Here is a 16600-nt window from a genome sequence, read left to right on the forward strand (position 1 = left end):
GAATGAACCGCGGTCGAGCCGGTCGAGCCAAGTCCCGGCCGCGGTTACCCAGCATTCGTCCGCGCCTGGTTCCCGAGCGGACAGGTTGCCGCCCGAGCCCACGACGAGTCCGGCCTCCACGACCGCGCGCCCCACGAAAGAGAGCTGGTCGCGAAGGTCCCGCTGCGTCGTCAGCGAGGCGCCTTCTTGGTCGCGCGCTTGCGCGGCGGCGTCAGAAGGTCGGCGATGGTGCCGATGGCGGAGGGCACGAGGCGGTAGAACGCCCACACACCCCGCTTCTCGCGCTCCAGCAGACCGGCCTCGGTCAGAATCCGCAGGTGGTGGCTCACCGTGGGCTGCGAGAGCCCAAGCGGAGCCGTCAGGTCACAAACACACGCCTCACCGTCAGGAGCCGACTGGATCAGGCTCAGCAGCCGGAGTCGGGCCGGGTCGGCGAGCGCCTTCAGCACGCTCGCGAGACGCTCGGCGTCAGCGCGGTCAATCGGCTCGCCAGCCAGCGGCGAGGTCTGGGGCAGGGTCATCTCAGCCAGCGCAGTTCCCACGTTTCCATCCTTCCACCAACACCATCGACCCGCCTGCATATGCGCAGGTCCGAATCGACAATTTTTCAGCCCTGTTGGCCGAGGTCGGCCAACGAAAATGCTGAGCGATAGCTCAGCCCCGCGGCGCGAACCGCCTTTTCCGCGCCTCTATCGACGATAACGGCCACACCGACCACATCGGCGCCCGCCTCTCGCAGCGCCTCCACGGCAGTCAGCACACTTCCACCTGTAGTGGAGGTGTCCTCGACCGCCAGGACGCGCCGGCCGGCAACGTCGGGTCCTTCGATCCTCCGCTGCAGACCATGAGCTTTGTCACTCTTACGGACGACGAACGCGTCGAGCGGGCGTCCCCCGCGGGCAGCCGCCGCATGGAGCATCGCGGTGGCCACCGGATCGGCGCCGAGGGTCAGCCCTCCCACGGCGTCGAACTCCCAGTCGTCGACCAGATCGAGGAGGACTCGGCCGACCAACGGCGCACCAGCATGGTGCAGCGTCAAGCGACGGAGGTCCACGTACCAGTCGGCAACTTGTCCTGACGACAGCGTGACCCGTCCGTTCACCACGGAAAGTTCACGTACGAGTTTCAGCAGGTCGTCACGGTCGGTCATGACCGAAGCGTACGCGCTAAACCTCCGCGGTGAATCGATGACCCGCACTCTTGGCCAAATTTAAGGCCGTCAAGTGGACAAGGGCGAATACGAAGGTGATCGCAGCGATCACCACGAGTGACGCGAGGGGTGACGGTGACGGGGGATAACGATACGCCGATGGCCGGATGGCGAAACCGAATCTTGCTCTCATTGGATCGTTGCAATGCTCGATACATGCCCCTGACCTGGGAAAACACCCAAACGGCCAGCTCTGGACCGTCCGGACGCCCATGTGAGCGCTTCCATACGGCCATCGTCCGAACGTACGTGACTACAATCATGTTCGATACACAGGAAATTCAAAGCCAGGCTCAGCGCTCGTCGTGACCGATGCGTCCCCTCGCGTCCGTTGCCGCCCGATGCAGCAGGCCGCGCGGCATGTGCCGCAGGCCGAAGACCGCCAGCTTGTACTTCCAATCGGGCACGCTCACCATCCGCCCCCGTCGAAGGTCGCGCATCGCGGCCCGCACCACGTCCCGGGCGTCCAGCCACACCCAGCCCGGCATTCGGCCGGTGTCGATGCCGGCCCGCTCGTGGAACTCGGTGCGCGTGTACCCCGGGCACAGCGCCATGACCCGCACGCCGGACGGCCGCACCAGCAGGGCCTGCGACTCGCTGAAGTTGGTCACCCACGCCTTGCTCGCCGGGTACGTCGAGCCAGGCATCAGCGCCGCGAACCCCGACACGGACGAGACGTTGACGACGGCGCCCCGCCCGCGCTCGACCATCCCCGGGAGCGCGGCCAGGGTCAGCCGCATGACCGCGTGGATGTTGAGCCGCAGCAACGCTTCCTCGAGCTCGGCCGTGGAGCGCAGGAAGGAGCGGTTGAGCGAGCGCCCGGCGTTGTTCACGAGCAGGTCGACCGGCCGGGCCGGGTCGGCGAGCCGGGCCGCCACGGCGTCGCAGCCGGCCTCCGTGGCGAGGTCGGCGGGAAGGATCTCGACGGGGACCGGGAGCTCGGCGGCCAGGGCCGCGAGCCGGTCCCCGTCGCGGGCCACGAGGATCAGCTCGTGGCCCTCGGCGGCGAGCTCACGGGCGAACGCGGCGCCGATGCCCGCGGTCGCCCCGGTGACAAGGGCGGTCAACTTACTGCGGTGGCGGCCCGAAGCCCGGCTGGCCCGGCTGCGGGCCCTGGTACCCACCGCCGAAGCCGGGACCGGAGCCGGGGGCCGGGGGCTCCCACTCGGACTGCTGCTTGCGGAAGTACGGGTGCGAGGCCGGCAGGGCCAGCAGGATGATCGGCAGCAGGATGGCGATGATCAGCAGGATGCCCAGGACGGTGGTCACCGGGCGGTACCAGCCGGGCACCTGCGCGTAGACGATGCGCTGGTACTCGTCCCACGTCGGCAGCTCGGTGCTGGTCTTGCGGGCCTGGTCCCAGATCGTCTGGGCGAACAGGGTCGAGCCGACGGCGAAGAGGCTGCAGCAGAACGCGATGCCGCCGAAGACCCAGGTGAGGATCCGGGCCACCTGGTTGCCGCGGCCGACGAAGAAGCCGAGCAGCACCAGGATCACGATGATGATGAAGCCGATGACCACCTCGATGGTGGTCCCGGCGGTCAGGCCGGCGTTGCCGGTCTGCACGCCGGCCCGGTCGTAGATCTGCTTCGTGGCGTCCGCGATCTTCTGGGCGTACAGCAGCGACAGCACCACGCTGATGACTTCGATCGCCGCGGCCGCGAACAGCAGTACCACGGCAAGGCTGACGGTGGACGGCCGGGCGCGCGGCGCCCCGGCCGGAACGGCGAATGACATGGGGCCCACCGTATCGACGCGACGTGAATCGCGCAGGCTCAAAACTAATCGCGCAGCCGGTCCGCCGCGTAGCGCCCCACCGTCGTGCTGCCCATGATGCAGCCGTTGAACGTCTTCACCTCGGCGTGCGAGTCCTCCAGCCGCAGCCAGGCGGCCCGCCCGGCCGCCGCGTCGGCGTGCGTGAGCAGCTCGGCGGCGTAGACCTTGCCGGCCGGGGTGGCCCGGTCGAGGAGGGCCTCCAGCCGGGGACGCAGCTCGTCCCCGTGCTGGCGCAGGCCCTCCTCGACGGCGAAGTACGCCTTGGTGGCGGGCAGGAGGGTGCCGGCGATGCCGACGCCGCCGAACGCGAGCGTGTCGGCGTCGGCGAGCTGACGCAGCTCATCGTCGAACTGTTGCTTCTTCCAGAGCATCTGCCGTACCCCTTCGGACTGCACTTACCCGGCGGTCACCGTGAGCGCCTTCTTGTCGTCGGACAGGTCGACCACGACGCGGTCGCCGTCACGGATCTCGCCGGCCAGCAGCGCTCGCGCGAGCTGGTCACCGATCGACGTCTGCACCAGGCGGCGCAGGGGTCGGGCACCGTAAACGGAGTCATACCCAAGACTGGCGAGCCAGTCACGCGCCTGGTCGGACACCTCGAGCGTGAGCCGCCGCTCGGCCAGTCTCCGGCCCAACGCATTGAGCTGGATCTCTACGATCGCACGCAGATCCGCCTGCGACAATGCGTCGAACACCACCATGTCGTCGAGCCGGTTCACGAACTCCGGCTTGAAGTGGCCCCGTACGGCGGCGATCACCGCGTCGCGGCGCTGGTCGGTGTTGAGCGTCGGGTCGTCGGCCAGCACCTCCGAGCCGAGGTTCGACGTCAGGATGAGGATCGCGTTGCGGAAGTCGACCGTGCGGCCCTGCCCGTCGGTGAGCCGGCCGTCGTCGAGCACGGCCAGCAGAATGTCGAACACGTCCGGGTGGGCCTTCTCGACCTCGTCGAGCAGCACGACCGTGTACGGCCGCCGGCGCACCGCCTCGGTGAGCTGGCCGCCCTCCTCGTAGCCGACGTAGCCGGGCGGGGCGCCGACGAGCCGGGCGACGGTGTGCTTCTCGCCGTACTCGCTCATGTCGATGCGCACCATCGCGCGCTGGTCGTCGAACAGGAACTCGGCCAGCGCCTTGGCCAGCTCGGTCTTGCCGACGCCGGTCGGGCCGAGGAACAGGAAGCTGCCGGTCGGGCGGTCCGGGTCGGCGATGCCGGCCCGCGCGCGGCGCACCGCGTCGGAGACCGCCTGGATCGCCGCCTCCTGGCCGACCACCCGGGTGCGCAGGGAGTCCTCCATGCGCAGCAGCTTCGCGGTCTCGCCCTCCATGAGCCGGCCGGCCGGGATGCCGGTCCAGGACGCCACCACGGCCGCGATGTCGTCCGCGGAGACCTCCTCCTTCAGCATCGCGCCGGAGGACTGCAGGGCGGTGAGCTCGGCCTCGGCCTGGCTCAGCTCGTGCTGCAGCTGGGGGATCACGCCGTAGCGCAGCTCGGAGGCCCTCGCCAGGTCCCCGTCGCGCTCGGCCCGCTCGGCCTCGCCGCGCAGCGTCTCCAGCTGCTCCTTGGTGTTGGAGATCTTCTGGATGTGCTGCTTCTCGTTCTGCCAGCGATCGGTGAGGGCGGTGAGCTGCTCGCGCCGGTCGGCGAGCTCGGCGCGCAGCCGCTGCAGCCGCTCGGCCGAGGCGGCGTCGGGCTCCTTGGCCAGCGCCATCTCCTCGATCTCGAGCCGGCGCACGTTGCGCTCGACCTCGTCGACCTCGGTCGGCCGGGAGTCGATCTCCATGCGCAGCCGGGACGCGGCCTCGTCGACCAGGTCGATGGCCTTGTCGGGCAGGAACCGATCGGTGATGTACCGGTCGGACAGCGTCGCGGCGGCGACCAGCGCGGCGTCGGTGATCCGCACGCCGTGGTGCACCTCGTAGCGCTCCTTCAGGCCGCGCAGGATGCCGATGGTGTCCTCGGTCGAGGGCTCGCCGACGACCACGGGCTGGAAGCGCCGCTCCAGGGCGGGGTCCTTCTCGATGTGCTCACGGTATTCGTCCAGCGTGGTCGCGCCGACCATCCGCAGCTCGCCGCGGGCCAGCATCGGCTTGAGCATGTTGCCGGCGTCCATCGAACCCTCGCCCTTGCCGGCGCCCACGACGGTGTGCAGCTCGTCGAGGAAGGTGATGACCTGCCCGTTGGAGCCCTTGATCTCCTCCAGGACGGACTTGAGGCGCTCCTCGAACTGGCCGCGATACTGCGCGCCGGCCACCATGGCCCCCAGGTCGAGGCTGACCAGCCGCTTGTCCCGCAGGGACTCGGGCACGTCGCCGGCCACGATCCGCTGGGCGAGGCCCTCGACGATCGCGGTCTTGCCGACGCCGGGCTCACCGATCAGAACCGGATTGTTCTTGGTACGGCGGGAAAGCACCTGAATCACCCGGCGGATCTCGGCGTCGCGGCCGATCACCGGGTCGATCTTGCCGTCGCGGGCGGCCTGGGTCAGGTCGACGCCGTACTTCTCCAGCGCCTGGAAGGTCTGCTCCGGGTCGGCCGTGGTCACCTTACGGTCGCCGCCGCGCACCTGCGGGAAGGCCGCGACCAGGGTCTGCTCGGTCGCGCCGGCGTCCTTCAGCAGCGTGGCGACCGCCCCGCCGACCCGGGCGAGGCCGGCCAGCAGGTGCTCGGTCGAGGTGTACTCGTCGCCAAGGGGCCGCGCGATCTGCTCGGCGGCCGCGATCGCGTTGGCGAACTCGCGGGCGACGTTGGGCTCCACCACGCTCGAGCCGCGGGCGCTGGGCAGCTTCTCGACGGCGTGCAGCGCGGCGCGGCGCACGTCGGCGGGGTTGGCCCCCACCGCGCGCAGCAGGCCGGTCGCGGTCGAGCCGCCGGTGTCCAGCAGCGCCAGCAGGAGGTGCCAGGGTTCAACGGTCGCGTGTCCGCGCTGGCTCGCCGCGTCCACGGCGGCCTTGATGACCTCGCGACTCTTGGTGGTCAGGCGTTCGGCGTTCATCGACTCCTCGTTCCAGTGCGCGTCCTACGGTAGGTACGACACCACCGAACTTGAGTCTATTCCACTCAACCTAGGTTTCGCTCGTCGTCACCGCGCACTGACCGCGACGTGGGCCCATTCGCACAGTTTGTCGTGAACGGTGCACAGCCAGACCTCGCCGGACTGCTGGGCGGGGTAGCCGAGGATCGTCGTGTCGTCCAGGCGCCGGAGCCGGAAGATCAGGCGCGCGCCGGGGTCGCGGATGCGCTGGCCGGTGTCGACGATCCACACGCCCTGGTTGCTGGCGATCAGCACCGCGCCGCCGGGCAGCACCTCGGCGCTGAACACCTCGGCCACCTCGCGCATCGCGGTCGCCTCGACCCAGCTGTTCGAGCCGGGCTGGCGGCGGGCGGCGAAGTGCGCGCCGACCAGCCACACGTCGCTGCCGTCGGGGCTCACCACGGGCCGGGCGGTCATCGTCGGGTCGATGCCGTGCGCGGTGCCCTGGGCCTGCCAGGTCTTGCCGTGGTCGGCGCTGGACCACACGGTGATCGTCGCGCCAGGCTCCTGGGAGGCGGTCGAGTCGGCCTGCGCGGTCAGCCACAGCGTGCCGTCGGCCGCGGCGGTCAGGCCGGTGAACCGGTGCACCCCCGACGGGCGCGACGGCAGCGACCGGCGCACCCCGTCGTCGCCGATCACCCAGGGCTGGACGTCCGGGCAGCCGCTGGCCGCGAGGTCCTGGCAGCCGACCGAGTACTGCGGCTCGGCCAGCTGGAGCTCGGGCGGCGGCGGGGTCAGGGGGCGCTTGTCAAAGGTGCGGCCGGTGTCCCGGGAGACGAAGTAGCCGTCGGGCGCGGCCTTGATGATCAGCACGTTGCCCCGGCCGACGTGCATGTCGACGTCGATCGCATCGTTGAAGGGCAGGTCGCGGGCGACCCAGCTGCCCCCGCCGTCGAGCGTCAGGGCCAGCCCGGCCAGGCAGGCCTGCCCGGCCACGCAGGAGGTGAAGAGGGCGTAGCCGGTGTTGGGGTCGGCGAACTCGACGCCGCGGGGCGAGGTGCCCTTCGGGACCGGCAGGACGTTCTGTCGGTTGTGCGGGTCGTCGGACGGGTTGACCGTCGGGATGTCCTCGTAGGAGACGTCCTCCTGGGGCGTCTCCTGGGGCTGGGCGGAGGGTGTCGGGGCGCACGAGGCGGCGGTCAGCGTGGCCAGCAGGGCGGCGGCCAGCGCGACGGCGAGGGCCGGACGGCGCAGTCGCCGCGGGGCCGGCGCTCCTACCACCGCCACCGCCAGAACCGCCGCTGGTAGCGCACCCGCACGCTACTGCTGCGCACCTCGCCGCTGATCCGGAACACCACGCCCTGCCCGGGTGCGGCGTCGTAGGCGGCCGGGACCTTCTGCTTCAGCGAGCTCGCGCGCGGGGCGATGCTGTCGATGTCGGCCGTGGCGCCGCGCGGCAGCACCAGCTCGATCGAGCTGGAGCGGGCCTCGAGCTGCACCTGCACCGACTGGCTGGTGAACACCGCCTCGGTGAAGTCGAGCTTCACGTTGCCGGCCCGGGTGGTGATGAGCACCCGGCGGGGCACGGTCCAGCGGCCCTGGCGCTTGAGGCTGGAGGCCTGGTTGCGGATCTCGATCTGCTCGGGGACCGTCATCGGCCCCTTCTGCGGCAGGTCGCCGACGTAGGGCTCGATCTCGCCGTAGGTGCGCGAGCGCAGCACGCCGTCCACTCGCTCCTCGAACTCCGCGAGGGTGAGCCGGCCTTCGGACACCGCCGTGTTGAGCTGGGCGACCACGAGCTCCCGCTCGGCGTCGGAGATCCGCATGTCCGGACGGTCCGTGCTCACGACGACACTGTAGACCCCATCGGGAGTCATTGACATCCTGCGTTTCCGCGCCCTCTTTCGGGCGAATCATCCGCTTTTATCGACGTTCACCGAGAGTAAGGGGCCGCTTCCCCTCTTCCCATGCCGCCTGGTGGCGGGCTAAGTTGTCGCCGAAACCAGGACCACGGCGATGTGGCGGCATCGCCGGTGATCCACCCGCTGGCCACGGGAGCTGATGGTGAGCGTGACACAGGCGGGATTCCGGGGCTTTGACAACCCGGTCGACCCTACCGCTGCGGAACTGCGCGCGTGGGCCTACCACCCCGACGCCTCCGTGCTGCAGACGATGCCCCCGGACTGGGACCTGCTGGTCGCCGGCGACCGGCTGATCGGCACGCTGTTCGAGCTGGCGATGGACCCGGCCTGCCCGGCCCGCCGCTTCGCGCTGCACTGCCTCTACATCTACGCGGCGGACGGGATCCGCACGCACTTCCGGGCCCATCCGAAGCGGCGGCTGAAGAAGTTCGTGGAGCAGGCCGAGGAGAACGGCGACGAGCTGCTGACCACCTGGGCGCACAACGCCCGGATGCTGCTGGCCCGGCCGGAGCTCTTCGAGTACCACGACTGGTGCGAGGGCGGCCTGGTCCGCCAGCCCCGGCGGATCAGCTGAAAAAGGGGAGAGGCCGACGGCCCCTCCCCTTTCACACGAGCGTTTCGCGCGAGCCCGGACTCCCGGGCTAGCTGCGCATCTTCAGGCAGAGCACGAAGTCCTGCGCGTTGTCCTGGCTGTCGAAGAAGTAGTGATGCGAGTAGCCGGGAGTGCCCTCGCACTTGCTCTTGTCGGTCGTACCCATGACCCGCTTGAGCACCTCGTAGGTTCCGACCGCGCACGGCGTCTTCTGCATCACCGGCTTGTCGTCGTTGCCGCTGACGTTCTTCAGGCACTCGCCGATCTTCACGGACGCCGCATCGCCGGCTTGGATGCCGCCGCCGCTGGCCTTGCCCGACGGGTTGCCGCTGGGCGCGCCGCCCGAGGGCTTGCCGCTGCTGTTGTTCGCGGGGGCCGACGAGGAGGTGCCGCCCGGCGAGGCGGTCTTGTCGTCCTTCTTGTCGCCCTTCAGCATGTACCAGGCACCGGCCCCGACGCCGCCGATCAGGAGCAGCACGAGCAGGCCGACCAGCACCGTGGCGCCGCCGGAGCGCTTCTTCGGCGGCTCGGACGGCGGGGCCCACTGCGGCGGGCCGTCGTTGTAGCCCGGCGGCTCGTCGTCGTAGGGCCGGTAGCCACCCGACTGCTGGTAGGTGCGGTCGTCGCCGTAGCCGGGGCGGTCGTCGTACCCCTGGCCGGGGTAACCGCCCTGGTTGCCGTAGCCCTGATTGCCGTAACCCTGGTTGCCGTACCCTTGGTTCCCGTAGCCCTGGTTGCCTTGGCCACCTTGGCCACCTTGGCCACCTTGGCCACCTTGGCCGCCGTAGCCGCCGGCACCGGAGCCCGGATACGGCTCCGGCTCGCCCCACGACGGCTGGCCGTATGGGTCATTCTGGCCGCCCCCGCCCCCCTGCTGCCAGGGGTCCTGAGGTTGACCCCGGTACGGTCCGCCCGGCGGTCCGTAACCCGACATGATGCCCTCCTGGTCCTCGGCCGGTGGTAGGCGTCGTGAGCCTATCCGCGTCGATGCAGCCACGGTAGCGCCACCCGGGCCGCCGGGACCTCACGGATCCGCGCCAGTCAGCCTTCGGACAGGCGTCAGATCAGTCGAAGCTGTCGATCTTTGGGCTTACGCGGGGCCGCCGCGCCGCGCCGCTCCAGCAGGCCGGGGTCGATCGCGGCGAGGAACGGCGAGGGCGCCATCTCCCGCTCCGAGCCGTGCCGGAAGCGGCTGCGGCTGTGCGAGACGAAGAGCCGGTCCTGGGCCCGGGTGAGGCCGACGAAGAACAGCCGGCGTTCCTCGGCGACGTCGTCCTCGGACTGCCGGGCGCCGGCGTAGGCGCGCAGCGGCAGCAGCCCGTCCTCGACGCCGACCAGGAACACGACCGGGAACTCGAGGCCCTTCGAGGCGTGCAGGGTGAGCAGGTTCACGCGGTCGGCCCGCGGGTCCCAGCCGTCGACCTCCGCGCCGGTGGCCAGCGCGCCGAGGAACTCGTCGAGGTCGGCGCCGGCGCGCAGCGCGAGCGGCGTCATCAGGTCGACCGCGTTCCACACGTCGGCCTCGCTCAGCCCGATCAGGTCGCTGTCCAGCTGGCCGCAGCGGCCGGCCACGACCTGGCCGGCCAGGCGCACCCGGGCCGCGATCGAGCCGCCGAGGCCGTCGGCGTAACGCAGCTCGCGGGCGATGGCGGCCACGCCGGGGCGGTCGAGCAGCCGGTCGTGCGAGCGCTTCTGCACCGGCACGCCGGCCCGCGACAGCGCGTCGACGACCGGGGCGGCCTGGGCGTCGGTGCGGTAGAGCACCGCGATGTCGGAGAACGACATCGCCCCGACCGCGGTCCGGGAGTCGACCCGCCCGTCGTGGGAGCGGTGCGTGAGGCCGCCGACCAGCTCGTCGACGGTCCGCACGACGAAGTCGGCCTCGTCGGCGACGGAGTTGGCCGGGTACAGCCCGACCATCGGCGCTTCCAGGTCCAGCCGGGCCGGGTCGAGGCGCCGCCCGGGCACCAGCGTGGTGGGGGCGATGGCCTGCACGGCGGCGGCCAGGATCGGCGCCGACGAGCGGTAGTTGCGGGTCAGCCGGACCACCCGGGCGTCGACCTCGGTGGTGCTGAAGTCGGCCGTGAAGCGCAGGAAGAAGGAGACCTCGGCGCCGCGGAAGGCGTAGATGGCCTGGTCGGGGTCGCCGATCGCGCACAGGTTGCCGCCCGGCGGGCACAGCAGCCGCAGCAGCTCGTACTGCACCGGGTCGACGTCCTGGTACTCGTCCACGAAGATCCACTGCCAGCGCGCCCGGTAGCGGTCGACCAGCGCCGGCGACTCGCTCAGCAGCTGCACGGTGAGCGTGAGCAGCTCGTCCAGCGACACCAGGTCGCGCGCCCGCAGCGCCTTGGCCAGCGACTCCTTCGTGGCCGGCTCCATCGTGGCGAGCGCCTTGCGGGCCTCCCGCTCCGGCAGCGGCTCGAGGGCGGCCAGCAGGTCGGCCTCCTCGGCGATGCGGAACTGCGGGGTCAGCCCGACCGCGGCCGCGTGCTCCCGCAGGATCGACAGGCCCAGCGCGTGGAACGTGGAGACCGTCACCGCCTCGGTCACCGGCCCGAGCAGCCCCTCCAGGCGCTCGCGCAGCTCCTCGGCGGCCCGCCGGGTGAACGTGATGGCCAGGCACTCCTCGGGGTAGACGTCGAGCTCGGCGCACAGGTAGGCGATGCGGTGCGTGAGCGTGCGGGTCTTGCCGGTGCCGGGGCCGGCCACGATGAGCAGCGGCCCGCCGGGCGCGGAGGCGGCCACCCGCTGCAGCGCGTCGAGCCGGTCGAGCAGCCCGGTGCCGACCTCCTCCATGCCGGCCAGCATCGGTTCGAGCGGCTCGTGCGGGGAGGGCGGCGGCGCGATCGGGGGCGGGGGCGGCGCGGGCTCCGCGGGTTGGGGCCGGCGCCGCTTGGCCTGGGCCTTCGGGGCCGCTTCCGCTTTGCGCTGCTTGGGAAGAACCGGCATCGGTACGTCGAACAGCACGTCCTCGTGCGCGCTCCCGCGCAGCTCGGAGGGCTCGAACAGGCGGATCACGCCGTACTCGCCGTCGTACCCGGGCGTGCGGTGCACCTGCCCGCGGCGCAGCCGCGCGATGCCCTCCCCGAGCAGCTCGCCACCGGCCCGGGTCACGTCCTCGACCGGCACGTCGCGCAGGATGGCCAGCTCCGGCCCGAGCTCGGCGACGAGCCCGGCCAGCTTCTCGTCGACCGTCTTGGACTTCGCCCCGACGCCGTTGATCTCGCCGAGGATCTCGTGCAGCTGGATGAGGTGGGTGACCTTGGGGGCGCCGTCCGGCACGTAGCCGTCGGGCCGGTCGGCCAGCTCCTCGACGCGGTGCAGGACGCCCACGGTGAGCGGCTTGCCGCACTCCGGGCAGCGCCCCTGGGCCTCCCGGGTGCGGGCCGGCGGCCAGTTGACGTCGCACGCCCGGTGCCCGTCGGCGTGGTACTTGCCCTCCTCGGGGAAGAACTCCAGCGTGCCGGCCAGCCCGTCGCCGGTGCGCAGCATGTCGCGCACGCCGGTGTAGGACAGCTCGCCCCGCAGTACCGTCGCCTCGCGGGCCAGCGCCGGCGCCGAGTGCGCATCCGAGTTGGAGACCAGGCGGTAGCGGTCCAGCGACGACACCCGCCAGTTCATCTCCGGGTCGGAGGACAGGCCGGTCTCCACGGCGAAGATGTGCTCGGCCAGGTCGGCGTAGCAGTCGGCGATCGCGTCGAAGCCCGACTTCGAGCCCAGGGCCGAGAACCACGGCGTCCAGATGTGGGCGGGCACCAGGAACCCGTCCGGGCTCGCCTCGAGGGTGATCTCCAGCAGGTCGCGGGAGTCCAGCCCGAGGATCGGCCGGCCGTCGGAGCCGAGGTTGCCGATGCGCCCCAGCGCGGTGTTGAACCGCCCGACCGCCTCGAAGTCGGGCTGGTAGATCAGGTGGTGGACCTTGCGGGTGCGGTCGCCGCGCTTGTAGATCGTGGAGATCTCGACCGACAGCATGAACCGCACGGCCTGCTCCGAGATCGCCAGCCGGGCCGGCAGCCGGCGCAGGATGTCGGCCTCGCGGTCCGGGTGCAGCCGGAACAGGCCCGGCTCGGCCGGCACGAGCGCCTCGCGCAGGTGGTCGTGCCAGGCGGGGTGGGTGAAGTCCCCGGTGCCGAGCAGCGTGATGCCCTTGCGCCGCGCCCACCAGGTGAGCGTCTCGATGCTGAGGTCGCGACTGCACGCCCGGGAGTACCGCGAGTGAATGTGCAGGTCGGCGACGAACGTCTCGGGAGGAGCGGCGTTCGAAGGCACGCTGCATCCAATCACAGGCGCCAAGGGCGGCGCCGCTTACGCGCCGTGCAGCTCCACCACCGAGATGTCCGGCGGCGCGCCGAAGCGCACCGGCGGGCCCCAGAAGCCCGCACCCCGGGTGACGTACACCTGCGTGCCGCCCACCTTGCCAAGGCCCGCCACGACCGGCTGCTGCAGCCCGACGAGCAGGTTGAACGGCACCATCTGCCCGCCGTGCGTGTGGCCGGACAGCTGCAGGTCGACGCCGCGCTTCGCCGCCTCGTGGGCCTGGACCGGCTGGTGTGCGAGCAGCACCACGGGCCGGGCGGCGTCGCGGCCGTCGAGCGCCTTGGCGTAGTCGGGGGCGTCGCCGGAGCCACCGCCCGTGGCGTCGTTCACCCCGGCGAGGTCAAGGCCCTGGATCTCCAGCCGCTCGTTGCGCAGGACCCGCACGCCGAACGAGTTCACCTCGTCCACCCACTCGCGGTAGCCGGAGAAGTACTCGTGGTTGCCGGTCACGAAGAAGCTGCCGTGCCTGGCCCGCAGGTCCTGCAGCGGCTCGGCGGCCGGGCCGAGCTCGGCGACGGTGCCGTCCACGAGGTCGCCGACGATCGCCACGAGGTCGGCCTCCACCCCGTTGATCATCCGCACGATCCGCTCGGTGTGGGCGCGGCCGAGCAGCGGGCCGAGGTGGATGTCGGAGACGAGCGCGATGCGGAACCCGTCCATGGAGGCCGGCAGCTTGGCCAGGCGGATCGGGACCCGCTTGAGGTTGGGCGGCCCGAGCGCCTGGTACGCCCCGATCCCCACGGCGCTCGCGGACAGCACCCCGGCGGTGGCGGCGAGGGACCGCCCGAGGAACAGCCGCCGCGACTCGGAGACGTCCTCCTCCGGTGCCGCCGGCGCCTCGACCACGTCGACGGCCGCGGCCACCACCTTGGCGGGGCGCTTCCACAGGCGCAGGGCCAGCCGCGGGATCTCCAGGATCAGCAGGGTCACCAGCAGGTAGAACATCAGCGCGAGCCACAGGAAGCCGGGCCACGCGACCAGCGCCTGCCGGGAGTGGGGCAGCGTCCGCGACAGGGCCAGCGTGGCCGGGATGACCAGCGCCAGGAGGACGACCAGGGCCGTGCCGATCCGGCGGGCGCGACGGGTGCGGGTGGTGTCCTTGACGAGGCGCTTCCAGAGGTACCAGTGCAGCGCCCCGACGATCAGGAGCACAACCGCCAGTAACGCGACGATCACCGGCTCAGCCGCCCGCGAACGGCGGGAGCACGTCGACCGTGGCGGAGGCCGGCAGGGCCGCCGCCCGGTCGCGCCAGGACACGCCGTCGACCAGGAAGGAGCAGGCGGTGAGGACGGCGGCCAGGCGCGGGCGGTCCGCGGTGATCGCGGCCTCCAGCTCGCCCAGCGTCGCCGCCTCGAGCTTCTCCTCGGACACGCCGGCGGCCGCGCGGGCCCCGGCGAAGTAGCGCACGAGCAGCACCTTGAGGTTCAGCCTCCGATCGCGGACATCGGGCGGGCGGGCTGCAGGAACCTGGGGTCGTCGATGCCGTGCCCGGCCGGCTTCGCCCACATCGCCTTGCGCCACAGGTCGGCGATCTCCTCGTCCGTCGCCCCGGCGCGCAGGGCCCCGCGCAGGTCGGTCTCCTCCTGGGCGAACAGGCACGAGCGCACCGCCCCGTCGGCGGTGAGCCGGGTGCGGTCGCAGGCGCCGCAGAAGGGGCTGGACACGCTGGCGATGACGCCGACCCGGGCCGGGCCGCCGCCGACCGCGGTATACCCGTCGACGACCCAGGTCTCGGCGGGGGCGCCGCCGCGGGCCTGCGGGTCGGGGTGCAGGACGAACGCGGCGCGCAGCCGGGCCAGGATCTCGGCGCCGGTGACCATCTCCTCGCGCCGCCAGGTGTGCCCGGCGTCCAGCGGCATCTGCTCGATGAAGCGCAGCTCGTAGCCCCGCTCGAGGGCGAAGCGCAGCAGCTCGACGGGCTCGTCGTCGTTGAGGCCCCGCAGCAGTACCGCGTTCATCTTGACCGGCAGCAGGCCCGCCTCGGCCGCGGCGGTGAGGCCCGCGACCACGTCGGCGTGGCGGTCCCGGCGGGTGAGCTCGCGGAACCGGGCCGGGTCGGTGGTGTCCAGCGAGACGTTCACCCGGTCCAGGCCGGCGGCGGCCAGCGGGGCGGCCAGCCGGGCCAGGCCGATGCCGTTGGTGGTGAGCATCGTGCGGGGACGGCCGGGCAGCGCGGCCACGGCGCGGACAATGTCGACCAGCCCGCGGCGCAGCAGCGGCTCGCCGCCGGTGAAGCGGACCTCGGTGACGCCGAGGCGGTGCACGGCGAGGTCGATCAGGCGCACGACCTCGGCGTCGGTGAGCAGCGACGGGTTGGGCAGCCAGTCGAGGCCCTCGGCGGGCATGCAGTACGTGCAGCGCAGGTTGCACCGGTCGGTGAGGGAGACCCGCAGGTCCGTCGCCACGCGGCCGTGCCGGTCGGCAAGTCCGGCCCCTGGCGGCTCGTGCGGCTCCGAACGGGTCATGGTTCGAACGGTACCCGAATACCCGGGCGTCACTACAGCGTGCGCAGAAGGGCCCTTACCGACTCGCGGTAGGCCGCGCCGAACAGCGCCGTGTGGACCAGCATGAGGTACAGGCGGTGCAGCCCCAGCCGCTCCTGCCAGCCGTCGGCGAGCGGCCACGCCTCCTGATAGGCGGCCAGCACCCGGTCGTGGTGCGGCACCCCGCCCCACAGGCCGAGCAGCGCGACGTCGGTCTCCCGGTGCCCGCCGTGCGCGGCGGGGTCGACCAGCCAGGCCCGGCCGCGGCGGTCCCACAGCACGTTGCCCGGCCACAGGTCGCCGTGGATGCGGGCGGGCGCCTCGTCACCGCCGTATGCGGCGATCCCGGCCATGATGTGCTCGACGCCCGCGATGTCGTCGGGCGCGAGCACGTCGACCGACGCCTCCAGGAACGGCCGCAGCCGGCACTGGGCGAACCAGGGGCCCCACGGCAGCGCCGAGGGCTCGTTGGGCATCGGGAGCCTGCCGATGTACCCCGGCCAGGGCGCCCCGAACGCGTCGGCCCCCGCGCGGTGCAGCTCGGCCAGGCCGCGCCCGAGCTCCTCGGCGCCCTGCGGGGTCGCCTCACCGTGGTCGATCCACTCCAGGGCGAGCAGGCCCGGGGTCTCGGCGATGATCTCCGGCACCGCGACCGCGCCGGCCTCGCGCAGCCACCGCAGGCCGGCCGCCTCGGTGGCGAAGAACCCCGGCGGCGCGTCGGCCAGGGACTTGGCGAAGACCGAGGTGCCGTCGTCGAGGGTGAGCCGCTGGGCGGCGCAGATCGACCCGCCCGGCACCGGAGTCTCGCGGATGCGCTGGTGCTGGATGAACGTCGGGAGCTGGGCCGGGTGCTCCCTGAGGTACTGCAGGTCCATCAGCCAGACTCTTCCAGGTGGTGGGTGGCCGCGAGGGCGGGTGGCAGGAGTGCCCCACCGACGAGGCTCAACAGGCTCAGCACCCGGTCGGCGGTGCCCATCTGCCCGCCGTGCAGGGCGTGGAACCCGAAGTGCAGCGTCCCGAAGACCGCGGTGGCCAGCCCGGTCAGCCAGCTCACGGCCGGCCGGTCGGCCACGGCGGCGCCGAGGAACAGCACGGCCAGCGTCAGCATGGTGGCGCCCAGATCGACGATCAGATGTTGGTTGTACGGCGGATAGGCCGCCGTCCAGTGCAGCCCGCCGCCGGGGAAGGTGGCGAAGAAGTGCCGCGGCGCGGCGACGGCCCACCCGCCCCAGGCCAGGTTGAGCAGGCCGAGCAGGGCGAAGCCGCCCCGGCGGACGGCCCGGACGACCCCGGGCGGCGGCAGCAGTGAGCGCAGCACGGGCGTCAT

At 72.1% G+C, this 16600-nt stretch carries 16 protein-coding genes; 1 reads left to right on the top strand and 15 read right to left on the bottom strand.

The features are described 5' to 3' along the window. Positions 1-170: 170 nt before the first annotated feature. The 8 genes from ABD352_RS04635 to ABD352_RS04670 all read right to left on the bottom strand — a co-directional run bounded on the left by ABD352_RS04635 (position 171) and on the right by ABD352_RS04670 (position 7802). Positions 171-521: an ArsR/SmtB family transcription factor gene (locus ABD352_RS04635; RefSeq protein ID WP_344610977.1), complete on the bottom strand. Its 351-nt coding sequence runs from the start codon at positions 519-521 to the stop codon at positions 171-173. A gap of 86 nt (positions 522-607) precedes the next feature. Further along, the gene (gene pyrE / locus ABD352_RS04640) at positions 608-1150 is read right to left on the bottom strand and encodes an orotate phosphoribosyltransferase (RefSeq protein ID WP_344610917.1); all 543 of its coding nucleotides are present in this window, start codon (positions 1148-1150) and stop codon (positions 608-610) included. A 353-nt stretch (positions 1151-1503) separates the two neighbouring features. After that, complete coding sequence (locus ABD352_RS04645) at positions 1504-2277, bottom strand: SDR family NAD(P)-dependent oxidoreductase (RefSeq protein ID WP_344610918.1); 774 nt, start codon at positions 2275-2277, stop codon at positions 1504-1506. Position 2278: 1 nt separating this feature from the next. Next, positions 2279-2947: a hypothetical protein gene (locus tag ABD352_RS04650; RefSeq protein ID WP_344610919.1), complete on the bottom strand. Its 669-nt coding sequence runs from the start codon at positions 2945-2947 to the stop codon at positions 2279-2281. A gap of 44 nt (positions 2948-2991) precedes the next feature. Continuing rightward, on the bottom strand, positions 2992-3357 hold the full coding sequence (locus ABD352_RS04655; RefSeq protein ID WP_344610920.1) for a hypothetical protein: 366 nt from the start codon (positions 3355-3357) through the stop codon (positions 2992-2994). Between the two features lie 24 nt (positions 3358-3381). Beyond that, entirely contained in the window at positions 3382-5976 is a 2595-nt protein-coding gene (gene clpB, locus ABD352_RS04660; RefSeq protein WP_344610921.1) for an ATP-dependent chaperone ClpB, read from the bottom strand. A gap of 87 nt (positions 5977-6063) precedes the next feature. Further along, complete coding sequence (locus ABD352_RS04665; protein ID WP_344610922.1) at positions 6064-7242, bottom strand: beta propeller repeat protein; 1179 nt, start codon at positions 7240-7242, stop codon at positions 6064-6066. Further along, the gene (locus tag ABD352_RS04670; RefSeq protein WP_344610923.1) at positions 7230-7802 is read right to left on the bottom strand and encodes a DUF1707 SHOCT-like domain-containing protein; all 573 of its coding nucleotides are present in this window, start codon (positions 7800-7802) and stop codon (positions 7230-7232) included. Before ABD352_RS04670 ends, ABD352_RS04665 begins: the two co-directional genes overlap by 13 nt. A 217-nt stretch (positions 7803-8019) precedes the next feature. Here ABD352_RS04670 and ABD352_RS04675 point away from each other — a divergent pair, with 217 nt between their 5' ends. Continuing rightward, entirely contained in the window at positions 8020-8451 is a 432-nt protein-coding gene (locus tag ABD352_RS04675) for a hypothetical protein (protein WP_344610924.1), read from the top strand. A gap of 67 nt (positions 8452-8518) precedes the next feature. On the opposite strand, the gene ABD352_RS04680 is transcribed toward ABD352_RS04675, so the two are convergent. The 7 genes from ABD352_RS04680 to ABD352_RS04710 form a co-directional block, all read right to left on the bottom strand. After that, positions 8519-9403, bottom strand: coding sequence for an LppU/SCO3897 family protein (locus ABD352_RS04680; RefSeq protein ID WP_344610925.1), 885 nt, complete (start codon positions 9401-9403; stop codon positions 8519-8521). Positions 9404-9528: 125 nt separating this feature from the next. Next, positions 9529-12756 carry a UvrD-helicase domain-containing protein gene (locus tag ABD352_RS04685; RefSeq protein ID WP_344610926.1) on the bottom strand — a complete coding sequence of 1076 codons (3228 nt, stop codon included), beginning with the start codon at positions 12754-12756 and terminating at the stop codon, positions 9529-9531. A 21-nt stretch (positions 12757-12777) separates the two neighbouring features. After that, the gene (locus ABD352_RS04690; protein WP_344610927.1) at positions 12778-13965 is read right to left on the bottom strand and encodes a metallophosphoesterase; all 1188 of its coding nucleotides are present in this window, start codon (positions 13963-13965) and stop codon (positions 12778-12780) included. A 4-nt stretch (positions 13966-13969) separates the two neighbouring features. After that, positions 13970-14206, bottom strand: a complete 237-nt coding sequence (locus tag ABD352_RS04695) for a MoaD/ThiS family protein (RefSeq protein ID WP_344610928.1) — start codon at positions 14204-14206, stop codon at positions 13970-13972. An 8-nt stretch (positions 14207-14214) separates the two neighbouring features. After that, positions 14215-15255 (bottom strand): GTP 3',8-cyclase MoaA, encoded by a 1041-nt coding sequence (gene moaA / locus ABD352_RS04700; protein WP_344610929.1) that lies wholly within the window; start codon positions 15253-15255, stop codon positions 14215-14217. Between the two features lie 32 nt (positions 15256-15287). After that, positions 15288-16148 (bottom strand): fructosamine kinase family protein, encoded by an 861-nt coding sequence (locus tag ABD352_RS04705; protein WP_344610930.1) that lies wholly within the window; start codon positions 16146-16148, stop codon positions 15288-15290. After that, positions 16148-16591 carry a hypothetical protein gene (locus ABD352_RS04710; protein ID WP_344610931.1) on the bottom strand — a complete coding sequence of 148 codons (444 nt, stop codon included), beginning with the start codon at positions 16589-16591 and terminating at the stop codon, positions 16148-16150. Before ABD352_RS04710 ends, ABD352_RS04705 begins: the two co-directional genes overlap by 1 nt. Positions 16592-16600 lie beyond the last annotated feature (9 nt).

The organism is Dactylosporangium salmoneum (assembly GCF_039532525.1).
Classification (GTDB): Bacteria; Actinomycetota; Actinomycetes; order Mycobacteriales; family Micromonosporaceae; genus Dactylosporangium; species Dactylosporangium salmoneum.